This window comes from Clostridium sp. 1001270J_160509_D11, assembly GCF_015667935.1.
GTDB lineage: Bacteria > Bacillota > Clostridia > Peptostreptococcales > Peptostreptococcaceae > Intestinibacter.
Genome location: NZ_JADPET010000013.1, coordinates 1 through 14,203, shown reverse-complemented (window position 1 = coordinate 14,203; position 14,203 = coordinate 1). Strand labels below are relative to the sequence as shown.

The 14,203-nt window shown below is 30.1% G+C and carries 13 protein-coding genes and 1 riboswitch; of the genes, 2 read left to right on the top strand and 11 right to left on the bottom strand.

Annotation, left to right across the window (positions count from 1 at the left end; all coding sequences use genetic code 11):
* Positions 1–21 precede the first annotated feature (21 nt).
* The 5 genes from rbsD to metK all read right to left on the bottom strand — a co-directional run bounded on the left by rbsD (position 22) and on the right by metK (position 6,575).
* Positions 22–423: a D-ribose pyranase gene (gene rbsD / locus I4U58_RS02695; protein WP_195929503.1), complete on the bottom strand. Its 402-nt coding sequence runs from the start codon at positions 421–423 to the stop codon at positions 22–24.
* Positions 424–450: 27 nt separating this feature from the next.
* Positions 451–1,335, bottom strand: coding sequence for a ribokinase (gene rbsK / locus I4U58_RS02690; protein WP_195929502.1), 885 nt, complete (start codon positions 1,333–1,335; stop codon positions 451–453).
* Between the two features lie 662 nt (positions 1,336–1,997).
* The gene (locus I4U58_RS02685) at positions 1,998–2,930 is read right to left on the bottom strand and encodes a ComF family protein (RefSeq protein ID WP_207743805.1); all 933 of its coding nucleotides are present in this window, start codon (positions 2,928–2,930) and stop codon (positions 1,998–2,000) included.
* Entirely contained in the window at positions 2,914–5,142 is a 2,229-nt protein-coding gene (locus I4U58_RS02680; protein ID WP_195929501.1) for an ATP-dependent RecD-like DNA helicase, read from the bottom strand. The genes I4U58_RS02685 and I4U58_RS02680 overlap by 17 nt, the downstream gene beginning before the upstream one ends.
* A 242-nt stretch (positions 5,143–5,384) precedes the next feature.
* Positions 5,385–6,575 carry a methionine adenosyltransferase gene (gene metK / locus I4U58_RS02675; RefSeq protein ID WP_007285870.1) on the bottom strand — a complete coding sequence of 397 codons (1,191 nt, stop codon included), beginning with the start codon at positions 6,573–6,575 and terminating at the stop codon, positions 5,385–5,387.
* Positions 6,576–6,772: 197 nt separating this feature from the next.
* Positions 6,773–6,875: riboswitch (SAM riboswitch) on the bottom strand.
* Positions 6,876–7,066: 191 nt separating this feature from the next.
* Between metK and yyaC the strand changes: the two genes are divergently transcribed.
* Positions 7,067–7,576: a spore protease YyaC gene (yyaC, locus tag I4U58_RS02670; RefSeq protein ID WP_195929500.1), complete on the top strand. Its 510-nt coding sequence runs from the start codon at positions 7,067–7,069 to the stop codon at positions 7,574–7,576.
* 91 nt (positions 7,577–7,667) lie between these two features.
* Here the strand turns inward: yyaC and I4U58_RS02665 are convergent, their stop codons facing one another.
* The 6 genes from I4U58_RS02665 to I4U58_RS02640 all read right to left on the bottom strand — a co-directional run bounded on the left by I4U58_RS02665 (position 7,668) and on the right by I4U58_RS02640 (position 13,239).
* On the bottom strand, positions 7,668–8,684 hold the full coding sequence (locus tag I4U58_RS02665; protein ID WP_195929499.1) for a rod shape-determining protein: 1,017 nt from the start codon (positions 8,682–8,684) through the stop codon (positions 7,668–7,670).
* A 137-nt stretch (positions 8,685–8,821) separates the two neighbouring features.
* Positions 8,822–9,079, bottom strand: a complete 258-nt coding sequence (gene spoIIID, locus I4U58_RS02660; RefSeq protein WP_195929498.1) for a sporulation transcriptional regulator SpoIIID — start codon at positions 9,077–9,079, stop codon at positions 8,822–8,824.
* Between the two features lie 105 nt (positions 9,080–9,184).
* Positions 9,185–9,862 carry a M23 family metallopeptidase gene (locus I4U58_RS02655; RefSeq protein ID WP_195929497.1) on the bottom strand — a complete coding sequence of 226 codons (678 nt, stop codon included), beginning with the start codon at positions 9,860–9,862 and terminating at the stop codon, positions 9,185–9,187.
* A gap of 199 nt (positions 9,863–10,061) precedes the next feature.
* On the bottom strand, positions 10,062–11,087 hold the full coding sequence (gene spoIID, locus I4U58_RS02650; RefSeq protein WP_195929496.1) for a stage II sporulation protein D: 1,026 nt from the start codon (positions 11,085–11,087) through the stop codon (positions 10,062–10,064).
* A gap of 147 nt (positions 11,088–11,234) precedes the next feature.
* A complete protein-coding gene (gene murA, locus I4U58_RS02645) occupies positions 11,235–12,488 on the bottom strand; it encodes a UDP-N-acetylglucosamine 1-carboxyvinyltransferase (protein ID WP_195929495.1) in 1,254 nt (417 codons plus the stop codon).
* Between the two features lie 19 nt (positions 12,489–12,507).
* On the bottom strand, positions 12,508–13,239 hold the full coding sequence (locus I4U58_RS02640; protein WP_243269537.1) for a YwmB family TATA-box binding protein: 732 nt from the start codon (positions 13,237–13,239) through the stop codon (positions 12,508–12,510).
* 751 nt (positions 13,240–13,990) lie between these two features.
* Between I4U58_RS02640 and I4U58_RS02635 the strand changes: the two genes are divergently transcribed.
* Positions 13,991–14,203 (top strand): formate--tetrahydrofolate ligase (locus I4U58_RS02635; protein WP_195929494.1); only part of this gene is annotated, 213 nt, incomplete at its 3' end.

The window sequence follows — 14,203 nt, the reverse complement described above, 5'->3', positions numbered from 1 at the left end:
ATCTCTACCTCCTTGTTTTTGTTAGAAAATACATCCCGACTGTAAAATTATATTTGCATATGGAGTTGTTTCTCCAGTACGTATTACAGCTTTGCATTCTCTTGTCATTTGCTTTAATCCAACATGCGAAACATATTCTACTTCTACATCTTGTCCTTTGAAGTATTCTGTTATTTCTGCTAATACTTGTGGATTATGTTCTTTTATTTCTTCTGCTAAAACTATTTTTTCTATTTTCATATCGTTGCCAACTTCTTTTAAAACGTCCATGAAAGTTGGTACTCCGAATTTTACTGCTAAATCAATTCTTTCTGTTTCATCTGGGATTGGAAGACCGCAATCACCTATACATATACAATCTGTATGTCCCATATATGAAAGTACTCTTGATATATCACTATTTAATATTCCATGTCTTTTCATTGATACTTTTCTCCTTACTTTTGCTTTTTACTGTAACTCTTTTTCTACTTCGCTTACTGTCGGCATTCCTGTTTGTGCACCGAATTTTTCTGTAGATAAACTAGCTGCTGTATTTGCAAAAGTTAATGCAGTTTTTATATCTGCTCCATTTGCTATTTTTACTGAGAATGCACCGTTTAGTGTATCTCCTGCACCTGTTGTATCAGCTACTTTAGCTGGTCTTGCTGGTACATTTAATATTTCACCATTTTTTAAACATGTAGAAACTCCTCTTGACCCTTGAGTTATTAATAATTTTTCTGGGTATTTTTTTAGAAGTTCTTCTGTTGAAAGTTCTTTACCAAATATTAAAACTGCCTCATGCTCATTCGGTGTTAAGTAAGTTACTTTTTCTACAACTTCCATTGGTACTTCAGCTGCTGGTGCTGGATTTAATATAACTGGTATATTATTTTCTGCACAGAACTCAACTGTGTAGTGTACTGTTTCTAGTGGTATTTCATGTTGAAGTACTACCATGTCATAATTTTTTAATTCTTCTTTTATACTATCTATATATTCTTTATCTACTTTTCCATTAGCTCCTGGAACAACTATTATTGTGTTGTCATTTTCTGCAACTGTAATCATTGCTATTCCTGTAGGAACTCCATCTAATACTTTTATGTTATCTGTTTTTATGCTGTAGTTTTTCATGTTGTCTATCATTTTCTTTCCGTTCTCATCATTACCAACACATCCAAACATTTCTACTTCTGCTCCAAGCTTAGCCATAGCTACTGCTTGGTTAGCACCTTTTCCTCCTGGTATGTAGCTTATACTATCTCCCATTAATGTTTCACCTTTAAGTGGTATTCTTTCTGACGTTACCGTCATATCTATATTAATACTCCCTACTACTGCAAGTTTCATATTTTCACCCTCTCGTTTTGCTTTTTATCGTCCGTTTCCCTACCGAGTAATTATATGTGTTACTCTTTTTCATTTTTTCCTTTCTAATTATAAGTGTTTTTATATGAAATCGTCAACATTTTTTTATAATTTACTACATTTTTTTCTATTTTATAGCATAATTCACGCATTTTATAGGGATATATATAATTAAATAGTGTATCACATTTAATTTTCTAACTATTTTTAAACGCTTTTAGTAAAAAAATATATCTTCATTTATGATTGTCTATATAAAAAACGCCTCTAAGATAAAGTATTGTTCTTTATCTTAGAGGCGTCATAAGTAGTATAATTTAGACAACAAAAAAGTACCTAAAAGGTACTTATATGAATATTCAGCTGACCTGGTTTTTGACCCCACACTCGCCTACTGCGACGTTCGCTCTGGGTTTGCCGCACTACTAGCCGTCTCGATTTAGAATTTTATTGGTTATCGGTAGGTCTTACTTCTAAGCCGCACCATGATCATCAACCCCGCTTTTGGCGTTGACTTACGTGGATCCCTTTGCCTGCGACTGGCTTGGACTTTCAACCACAGACCTGAATAATCACTAATATATTTTAATATCTTATGATAGATATGTCAATAGAATGATTTACCTTATATAACTATTTTTATGTTAGTCATTTTCTTTGTCAGATATATATGTATCTCTTGCCCTCGTTAGTAAGGTTAATATGGTTATTTTATTTACAGGAATTAATCTAAGAAGTTTTGATATTTCGTTAGTTGTAGATGCTGTCGTAAAAATATCATCTATTAATATTACATTTTTATCTTTGAGTAAATTGTTTTTATCTTTTATAATGAATGAATTTTTTACTTCTTGTTCTCTTTCTTTTTTATTTAAATTGTATAATCTTTTAGTATTTTTACACCTAACTATACAATTTAAAGTTGGTATTCCTGTTATATCACTCAAATCTTCTGCTATTTTTTGTGCTTGATTAAATCCTCTCTTCCTAAGTCTCTTTTTATGTAAAGGAACGAATAATAGATAATCCGCACTTAAATTCTCAAGCTCCATCTTTTCACTCATAATCTGTGCAACATATCTACAAAAATAAGTTTTATTTTTATATTTAAAGTCTAATATCATCTTTTTACTCGTTTTATCGTACTCTATACAAGAAATCGCCCGATCAAAATAAAAACTTCTATGTATGCAAGATGGACAGTCTTTAATATTTTCATATTCTAAATTGTGGTGTATGATTGGTTTCCCACATTTTAAACAAGCATCTTTTAAAAAGTGTAATTTATTGAAACAATCTTTACATATAGAATATGTGTTGGTTAGTTTTATAGGATTGTCACAGATTATGCATGAAATATTTTTAGGATATATAAAATCTAGTATTGTATCTTTGAAGGATTTAAGTATCGATTTTATATCATCTATATTTTTTATATCATTTATATATATCTTATTTATTTTTATATTATTATCTAAATCCTCATTACTTTCTATTACTTTATTATTAAGTTGGTTATGAGTTTTTTTATTTTTATCATAATATCTTTGAATAATTTTTCTATCTATTATCTTCAATAAGCAGACCCTCTTTTTTTAATTTATTTAACTTAGGTGCTAAATTAGAGTATCTGTCATTACTTCGATTGTTTTTTATCATAAATTCTAGGTACTTAACTTCTCCAACAAGTACAACCTGTTTCTTTGCACGTGTGACAGCTGTGTAAAGAAGATTTCGGCTAAGTAGCATTGGCGGTGCCCACGCCATAGGTATTACGACGATTGGGAATTCACTTCCTTGGCTTTTGTGGATAGTTGTACAGAAACTGTGATCTAATTCGTCTAGTTCGTCGTATTTATAAGTTACTATTTTTAAACTATCGAATATTACAAATATCTCTTTCTTTTCTTTGTCTATATAGTAAATATAGCCAATATCTCCATTATATATACCATGTCCGCTGTTGCTTCCGTCTTCGCTTTTCCACTTTCTAGTGTAGTTATTTTTAATTTGCATAACCTTATCGCCCACTCTAAATGTTCTCTTAGAAAATACTTCTTCAGTTTTATATTTATTTGGAGGATTTAAACTTTTTTGAAGTTCTATATTTAAATTATTCACACCAAGCGTTCCTTTTCTCATTGGCGATAAAACTTGGATATCTTTTAATTTATCCACACCGTAGAATTTCGGCAATCTCTCGCTTACTATTCCCACAATTTCTTGTAGTATATCGTCGCCTTCTTTTTTAATAAAGAAGAAGTCTTTACCCTTTACGTTTAATTTTAAAGGTTCTCCTTTATTTATTTTATGGGCATTTACTACTATCATACTCTCCTGAGCCTGTCTAAATATTTCATTTAGTCTTACTGTATTTATAACTTCTGAATCTATAAGGTCTTTTAGGACATTTCCTGCTCCAACAGAAGGCAACTGGTCGCTATCTCCTACAATTAAAAGTCTTGTGCCTGATTTTATCGCTCTAAGCAAGCTATACATAAGCACAACATCAACCATAGAAACCTCATCTAAAATAACAACATCTGCATCAATAGGATCTTCTTCATTTTTCATAAATGTAAGGTCATCACTATCCATACCAAACCCCATCTCTAAAAGCCTGTGTATTGTTTTCGCTTCTTTATTAGATGTTTCACTCATTCTCTTTGCAGCACGCCCTGTAGGCGCTGCTAAAACGACCTTTTGGTCGTTATTTTCAAATACTTTGATGATTGTATTAATTGTTGTTGTTTTTCCTGTCCCTGGCCCACCAGTAATTATTACAACACCTTGTTCAATAGCTTCTTTGACAGCCATAATCTGATTTTGGGCAAGTTTTATTCCATCTTCTCTTTCAATCATCTTTATTTCATGGTCTATTTTTATTTTTAAGTCTTCAAAATCGACCTGAGAAAGTCTTATCATCTCTCTGCATACTCCGTTTTCTGCCATATAGTATGGCATCAAATATACATTTATATCATTATTATCTTTTTCAACGTGTATTTTTTGAGTATATGCTAATTCTATAACACCTTCTTTTATATGTTCTGCCTCAACATCTAAAACTTTTACTGCTTGTGGAACTAATATACTAAGTGGTAAATATGTATTTCCATTAGATGTACTTTGATTTAGTGTGTATAAAATTCCTTGGAATATTCTATCTCTAGAATATTTATCTATGCCTAGCTTCTTTGCAATATCATCTGCAACTTTAAATCCAATTCCTCTAATATCTTCAGCAAGTTTGTAAGGATTTTTGTTGATGATACTTATTGCTTTATCTTTATATTTTTTATAGATTTTTAAACAGTAATTAGGAGTTATTCCATAAGGAGATAACTGCATAATTATATTTCTAAGCTCTCGATTTTCTTCATAACTCTCTGTTATTTGTTTTATTTTTTTTGAACCTATTCCTTCAACTTCTTTTAATCTCTCTGGAGTGTTTTGGATTACATCTAGAGTATCTACTCCGAATTTTTCAATAATCCTCAATGCCATTTTCTCTCCTATACCATGAATCATACCAGAAGATAAATAAGCGTAAATTCCCTCCAAAGAAGAAGGTGTTATAGGCATAAAACTTGTCACTTCAAATTGTGAGCCATAAGTTTTATGTGTTACCCACTTACCTTCTACCTCTATACTTTCACCGACAGATAATGTCGGCATACATCCTACAATTGTTACCTCTTCGTCCTCATTTGCAAGATAAGCTATAGTGTATCCATTTTCTTCATTTTTAAAAACTATATCACTTATCATACCTTCTAATTTTTCCATAATACACACTCCTAATTGCATTTATATCCTATTAATATATTAATTTATTTCAACTTTATTTTATTATCTTTTATATTTCATTTTATATTCACTGTCAATTATCCATAACTTAATATAATGATTTTAAGTTGTAGATAATTATACCTATAAAAATATTATACTAGTTTTTCAAATAAAAAAAGACCCTGTATTTATATAATACAAGGTCCTTTATATTTAAAGTTATATTAAGTTCTAATTAACTATATACCAGCTTGTTCTTTTAAAGTTTCAGCTTTATCAGTTCTTTCCCATGGTAAATCTATATCAGTTCTACCGAAGTGACCGTAAGCAGCAACTTGTTTGTATATAGGTCTTCTTAAGTCAAGGTCTCTTATTATAGCACCTGGTCTTAAGTCGAAGTTTTTGTTTATTAATTCAACTAATACTTCTTCAGAAACTTTTCCAGTTCCGAAAGTATCAACGAATATTGATAATGGTTTAGCAACACCGATTGCGTAAGCTAATTCTATTTCACATTTGTCTGCAAGTCCAGCAGCAACTATGTTTTTAGCTACGTATCTAGCAGCATAAGCAGCAGATCTATCTACTTTTGTTGGATCTTTACCAGAGAATGCTCCACCACCGTGTCTAGAGTATCCACCGTAAGTATCTATTATTATTTTTCTACCAGTTAAACCAGTATCTCCTTGTGGTCCACCTATAACGAATCTACCTGTTGGGTTGATGTAGTACATAGTTTCTTCATCTAATAATTCAGCAGGTATAACAGCTTTTATAACGTGTTCTATTAAGTCTCTTCTTATAGTTTCGTTATCAACACTTTCACTATGTTGAGAAGATATTAATACAGTATGAACTCTAACTGCTTTGTTTCCTTCGTATTCAACAGTTACTTGAGTTTTACCATCTGGTCTTAAGTAATCTAATAATCCAGATTTTCTAACTTCTGTTAATCTTCTTGATAATTTGTGAGCTAAAGATATTGGAAGTGGCATTAATTCTTCTGTTTCATTACAAGCGAAACCGAACATTATACCTTGGTCTCCAGCACCAACTTTTTCTATTTCTTCTTCAGTTTGTTCTCCTGATTTACTTTCTAAACCTTCATCAACACCCATAGCGATGTCTCCTGATTGTTCATCTATAGCAGTTATTACTGCACAAGTATTGCAGTCGAATCCAAATTTAGCTCTAGTATATCCGATACCTTCTACTGTTTCTCTAACTAATTTTGGGATATCAACATAAGCGTTTGTACTTATTTCACCTGCAACTAATACTAATCCAGTTGTAGTAGTAGTTTCACAAGCAACTCTTGATTGTGGATCTTTTTCTAATAATGCATCTAGTATTGCATCTGATATTTGGTCACACATCTTGTCTGGATGACCTTCAGTAACTGATTCTGACGTAAATAAATGTCTTGCCATTTTAGTTCCTCCTTAAATTTCTATAGTTTATTTTATATCATAATTTGTTCCTAGAAAATCTTTATTGTAATAAAAATTTTCTCACGGGAATTCTAGATTATATTCTTTATTTTACAAGAAATTAAATTCTTTATACTTTCTTATAAATTAAAAAACCTCTTCTATGTAGAAGAGGATATTGTATGCTTAAATACGCGACCTCATCTTTCTAGAATTCTCTCTAGCAGGATTTAGCACCTTCCTTTTTCAAGTGGTTGCTGGGCTTCGTAGGGCCTGTCCCTCAGCCTCTCTTGATAAGGTAATCAAGAAATTTTTCTTTCAAATTTAACACTATAAATGATACCTGTTTTGTGATTCATTGTCAAGCATTTTTGCAATTCTCTTTCCCTGTTTTTGTTTTATTTTTTAATAGTCACAATTTCGTAACTCTTGTAAAAATAGTATTATTTCATACTTTAAACTCATATATTATCTAGAAGGGAGGAACTCCTATGTATTTAGCCAAAGTAAACTATAAAAGAGAAGATGTCACGCATATATTAAGTAATATTCTCAAAAATATAATCTCTGATAATACTGTAATAATATGTATAGGAACAGATCGTGCTATTGGAGATGCACTAGGGCCTCTAGTAGGTACTATGCTCAAAAATAGTGATTTTAAATACCCTGTCTACGGTACATTGGATAATCCTATTCATGCTTTAAACATTTATGAATCAATCGAACAGATTAAAAGCAAACATTCCTCGAGCCAATTTTTAGCCATAGATGCCTGTTTGGGCTCGGCAAGTAACATAGGTAATATACAAATACGAGAAGGACCTATACTTCCAGGCAAGGGCGTAGGTAAGAAATTACCCCAAGTAGGGACTTATTCTATCGTTGGCATTGTAGATAAAATAGATGAAAATAATAGATTTTCTTTTAACAATATAAGGCTTCATTTCATTTTAGAATTAGCAGAAACAATTGCTTTATCCCTGCTCCTTGCAACATAACAAAAAGTAGCTATGGTAAAATAATAAATTTTATATTATTTTAAAATAGCTACTTTTTAGTTTATATCAATATTCTGTTTATTTTAATCGATTATTTTTTAAAGCTTCCACCTGTTTCTAATAAATCAAGTGAACCTAATGATAATCCAGTTCCTTTAGCAACACAAGAAAGTGGGTCATCTGCTAATACTACTTTTATACCTGTACTTTCTTCTATTCTATCGCCTAAACCTTTTAACATAGATCCTCCACCTGTCATCACTATGCCTTTGTCGCTTATATCAGCTGCCAATTCTGGTGGTGTTTTTTCTAGTAGATTTTTAGTTGCTACTACTATTTGTTCAACACATGGGTTAAGCGCATCTAATATTTCGTTTGAATTTACAGTTATAGTTACAGGAAGTCCTTTTACTAAGTTTCTTCCGCTGATATTCATAGTTCTTGGCTCGTCCTCTTTAACAGCAGTTCCTATTTCTATTTTTAATCTTTCAGCACTTCTTTCCCCTATTAATACATTGTATTCTTTTTTAATGTATTTGATTATTGCTTCGTCAAATTTATCTCCGCCTAATTTTATAGAGTCACTTACTACTGATCCACCTAATGATATTACAGCTATATCTGTAGTTCCCCCACCGATATCTATTATCATGTTACCATTTGGTTGAGCTATATCTATTCCAGCTCCTATTGCCGCTGCTATAGGTTCTTCTATAATATAAACTTCTCTAGCCCCTGCTTTTCTTGTTGCATCTTCAACAGCTCTTTTTTCTACTTCAGTAACACCTGTTGGTACACAGACCATTATTCTCGGCATTACAAATCTGCCAAATCCTTTTTTCTCTACTATTTTTTCAATAAAATAAGATAGCATTTTTTCTGTTATCTCATAATTTGATATAACACCATCTCTTAATGGTCTTATAACATCTATATTTGCAGGTGTTCTCCCTATCATTCTTCTTGCTTCTGTACCTACTGCTATAACTTCTTTTAATTTATTATCTACTGCTACTACTGATGGTTCTTCTAGTACTATCCCTTTTTCACTTACATATATCAGTACGTTAGCAGTCCCTAAATCTATACCTATATCAGCTCCTGACATCTATTTTCACTCCTTTTTACATTTTTGCATTTCTAAGTCTTTATATTTATATTAAATTTTATTAATAATCATTAATTCTCCTATTCTACAATATAGGCAAAAATTTGTCTTTAGTCAAGAAAAAAATGTAGGTTATCCTACATCTTTTTTTGTTGCTGGTATTTCAATTTTGTGGCCATTCCTCCTCGAATATGCCTTTCTGATTTATTTTTCTCTAAAACTTGTTTGACTTCACTAGCTAATAATGGGTGAATTTCTTCTAATCGCTCTGTTACATCTTTATGAACAGTACTTTTACTTACTCCAAAAACCTTGGCTGTTTGTCTTACCGTTGCCTGCTTTTCTAATATATATTTCGCAATAATAACCGCTCTTTGTTCTATATGAGATTTCAAGACCTCCCCTCCCTCAATATCAGTCCTATTGATATATATGAAAAAGGGGCAAAAAATATAACAGGAGACTTCTCATTTTTTATGAAAAGTCTCCTGCTTTTAACTTTATTCTAATAAACTCAATGGATTAATAGCTTTATCATTTTTGTAGGCTTCTATATGTACATGTGTACCATCTTCATTTTCAACATTTGTTGTATTGCCTACATAACCTATACAATCGCCTTCTTTAACAGTATCTCCTTTTTGTAATGATACATTTTCTTTTATGCCAGAATATATTACTGTTAAACCATCAGCATAAGATAATTTTATACTTGTTCCGTATTTATCATCTGAATATACAGATTCAACAGTTCCATCAAGTATTGATTTTATCTCTGCTCCATCTTCTGCTGCGACATCTAATCCTTTATGTATTTCCCAAACATCTAGTGTTTTTGAGTAACTAGGCATTTCTGTAGAATACTGTCTAAGTACTTCAGTTCCTATGTAATTTAATTTAGATTCGCTTTTTGTTTGTTCTTTTTCTGTTTTTTGTGTTTGTTGTTTATTTTCTTCTTTGGCTTTTTCTAGGTTTTGTTTTGATTCTGTTGATGTTGGAACAGAATCATCTTTATCTTTTACTAAATTTATCTCATTATCCTTATTAACGGCATCATTATTTGATACCAATTTATTTAGGTTTTTATTTGTAAATATAATACCACCCAAAGCTACAAGACAAATACATATGAATAAAGATAGATAAAATATATCTTTCTCTAATAATTTCTTTTTCATACTGCACCTCCAAATATATTAATACATTTAGAGTATTGACACCTTTTTTTATTTTATGCCTATATATGAAAAATTTTTTATTTTTTATATATTTATCCATGTATAATTCTATATATTTTGTTTTACTTGTTTTATATGATTTTATATTAGATATCTATTATAAACCATATTCCTTAGATATTCATTATAAAATTATATTCTAATATATATCTTTTATTTTTGTGTCTGTGTAGTAATGTAGTAGTATCTCGTCGTATTTATAATTTTTTTGTGCCATACCTTCAGCACCCCATTGGCTCATACCTACTCCATGACCATAACCTCTTACTTTGAATATAACTGTATCTTTATTAAATCCTATGTCAAAGTTAGAAGAATTTAAACCAAAAATAGTACGCATATTTCTACCCGTAATCTTTTTGTTTCCAACTTGAATATTATTTACTGAGCCAGCAGCAGTTCTGTCTAATATCTTCACTACTTTATCCAAATTTTCAATAGATATAGAAATACTTGAATAATTCTTTTTCAATAAGTTTACAAAGTCGTTTTTATTTATTTTTGTTTCAGTATAGTATTTCGGTGATTGTTCTTCATAAGGACTGCTCACTGATTTTAAGTATGGGTATTGTTCTGAAAATACTTCTTCACTGTTTTCTGTCTTACCACCTGATGTTGAGAAATATAGTGGTAGTATTGCCTTATCATCATATGTTAATATATGACCTTTTGTATCATCTACTGCTTGTTTTATCTTAGGATATGAATTTTTCATCCATTCATCACCCTTTTTGTTTTTCAACTCGTCATAAGATGCATATGCTTGACAGTGATTTGAATTAGTGCATATGTCCGCCCCATTATGGCCTTGTGTCATGTTATTTTCCATTTTGTAGATAATATAAGTCCTTGCAGCTATTGCCTGAGCCTTTAAAGCCTCTTCAGAGAAGTCTGATGACATTTCTGATGCGACAACTCCATATAGAAATGTTTCTATGTCCATTTTCTCTATAGTATTTTTACTACAATGATATACAGTTATGGTTGGACTTTTAGAATCTACAGTTTCATAGGTATCTTTTTTCTGTTCTGATTTTTGCGTTATTTTTTTAGCAATTTCAGAACTAGCCACTTCATTTTTTCCATAAAAGAGCACACTAATTAAAACAGGGAGCAATATACAAAAAATCATTGTCCCTATCAAAAATATTATAGGTTTTTTCATATAATTAATGCCTCCATAGATTTCTATATGCATAAATATATGAAAAAACCCAATTATTTATTCCTATCTAAAATGTCTTACTTTACTAATAAATGTCGATAACCACATATAAGTAAATATTAAAATTCATATAGCTAGTAATTAGAATTAGTCTTCTACTATTTCTATATTACCACCTAAAGATCTTATTTTCTTGTCTATATCAACATATCCTCTTTGTATGTGATATATTTCACCTATTTGAGTTTCTCCTTCAGCTATAAGTCCACATAATATAAGTGCAGCTCCTGCTCTTAAGTCAGTTGCATTTACATTAGCTCCGTAAAGTTGGTCAACACCTTTAACTACAGCTGTTCTTCCTTCTATTTTTATGTCTGCACCCATTCTGTTGAATTCTGCAACGTGCATAAATCTATTTTCAAATACTGTTTCTATTACAACACCAGTTCCTCTAGCAACTGTAAGCATAGCCATTATTTGTGCTTGAACATCTGTAGGGAATCCTGGATGTGGTAAAGTTTTAACATCTACTGCTTTTAATTTTTCTGGTCCAACTACTCTTATTGAATTGTCCATTTCTACAACTTCGCAACCAGCTTCTATTAATTTAGCAGTTACTGGTTTTAAGTGTTCAACTAATACATTTTCAACTGTTATATCACCTTTTGTCATAGCTGCAGCAACCATGTAAGTTGCAGCTTCTATTCTGTCTGGTATAACATCATGTTCAGTTCCTTTTAATTCTTTAACACCTTTTATTCTTATAGTGTTTGTACCTGCACCTTTAACATCTGCTCCCATTTCGTTTAGGAAGTTAGCTAAGTCTACTATCTCTGGTTCTTCTGCTGCATTTTCGATTATAGTAGTTCCTTCTGCAAGTACTGCAGCCATCATTATATTTTCAGTTGCTCCAACAGATGGGAAATCTAAGTATAATTTAGATCCAACTAATTTATCTGCTTTAGCTTCTACAAATCCGTGATCCATTATTATATCTGCACCTAAAGCTTTAAATCCTTTTAAGTGTAGGTCTATTGGTCTTGTTCCTATTGAACATCCACCTGGCATTGATATTTTTGTTTGGTTAAATCTAGCAAGTAATGGTCCCATTACGAAGAATGAAGCTCTCATTTTTCTTACTAATTCATATGGCGCTTCACAAGTAGTTAAGTTACTTGCGTCTACTGTTAAAGTTTTGTCTTTGTATTCAACTTCCGCACCAAGGTGTCTTATTAAGTCTGATATAACGTGTACATCTGTTAAATCTGGTACTTCGTGTAAAACTGATTTACCTTTTACTAATAGTGTTGCCGCTATTATAGGTAATACTGCATTTTTTGCTCCATCTATTCTAACATTACCTTTAAGTGGGTTACTTTTCTTCACAATTATTTTAGCCATAAATATGTCTCTCCTCAATCTAATAATCTATTTTTATTATAGGTGTAGCCATATATATTGTCGTTCTATCATCATCTTCGCTATACCTAATTCCTATATTCAAATTCATTTCTCTATCTAAATATTTTAAGTTATTTTCTTTTAATAATTTACTATATGCATTTACTGATAAAAAGTTTTCTTCCTCTATTTCATCAATTTTTTCAGCATACATATTATATAATATTTTCTCCAAAATAGCACTAATTTTAGCGTTTTTTAGTTTTTTTGTATACTCTCCTGCTATACAAATATTAATATTTACTTCATCAGAATATTTTTTTAGTTCATTTTCTAACTTAACATAAATATTCTCTATATTTTTATATACTTTATTATTTAATATGTCAACTATTATATAGAATTCTTTTGAATTTTTTTTGACTCCAACTATTGAAATTCCTTTATCTTCGTCATCATAATTTACATATATTTCACCTTTTTGCATTTTTGAGCTTAACTCACCATGACCATCACCTAAATTTTTTGCAATTTCTGTGCAAATGTCTTTTAGTTGATTCATGTCCATTTCTTTTTCTATTATTATGCTAGATTTTATGTTATAAAATTTGAAATTAGATTCAGTCATCTCAAAACTTTCTATGAATTTATCTATCCATTGTGTTTGATTTTGTTGTCCATAAATTGTAATTGCTCCAAATAAAGATAAGATAAGTATAAAGAAACATATCATTGCTTTAAATAATCTCATTTTAAAGTCCCCCTCTAATTTATCTTTACTTAAAGTATCTACAGATTTATTGTTTTTAAACGTAATTCTTTTAACTTAAGATTATTAGTAATTAAATCTAGATTTTTATTAAATATTTATTATTTCTATTAATTGTTGTTAAGGCTTTATTTTCGTATATTTCAGCTTTTATCAATGTTTTAATCATATAAGTATTTTTTCTCGCTTATACTAGCATTTATTCGATTATTTGATATGTATAATTTTTACATCTATCTTATTAATTGATACTTAATATGTCTTTTAATTATTTTAATAAGAGATATTTTACGCAAAACAAAAGTGCAACCGAAGTTGCACTTTTTTAATGTATTTATAATATTGGGGGAATATTATGAGGAATACATTTATATTATTGGCAGGAAAAAAAATCTTATACACTTTTCTAAAAAATTTCTAAAAAATTTTCAAAGCACTTAAATCACTATTTCTTGATAGTTATAATAAAATAAATTCTCTTGTTATAAATAAAGTTATGGGTATAATATATAGAGCACATGTATAAATAAAACATACAAAAAAATATACAAAGTGCAAGAAAAAACATGTTAAAAGAATGACGTTTTGTTGGTAAAACAACATATATTTAGTATTTATTGGGCTATAATAAATTTATAATAACAAGTCGAAATATAATATATTTTCGATCTGCCAGACTATTTATTTAAAACGTATTTATTTTAAAAATTCAAATTGTGGGAGGATGTTTATTATGGGATTCAAATCAGATATTGAAATAGCTCAAGAAGCTAAACCTCAAGATATTAGAGAAATTGCAAAGAAATTAGGATTAACAGAAGACGATTTAGAGTTATATGGTAAATATAAAGCTAAAATTGACTACAACTTACTTAAAAAAGATAATGGTAAAAAGAAAGCTAAATTAATATTAACTACAGCTATCAACCCAACTCCAGCAGGAGAA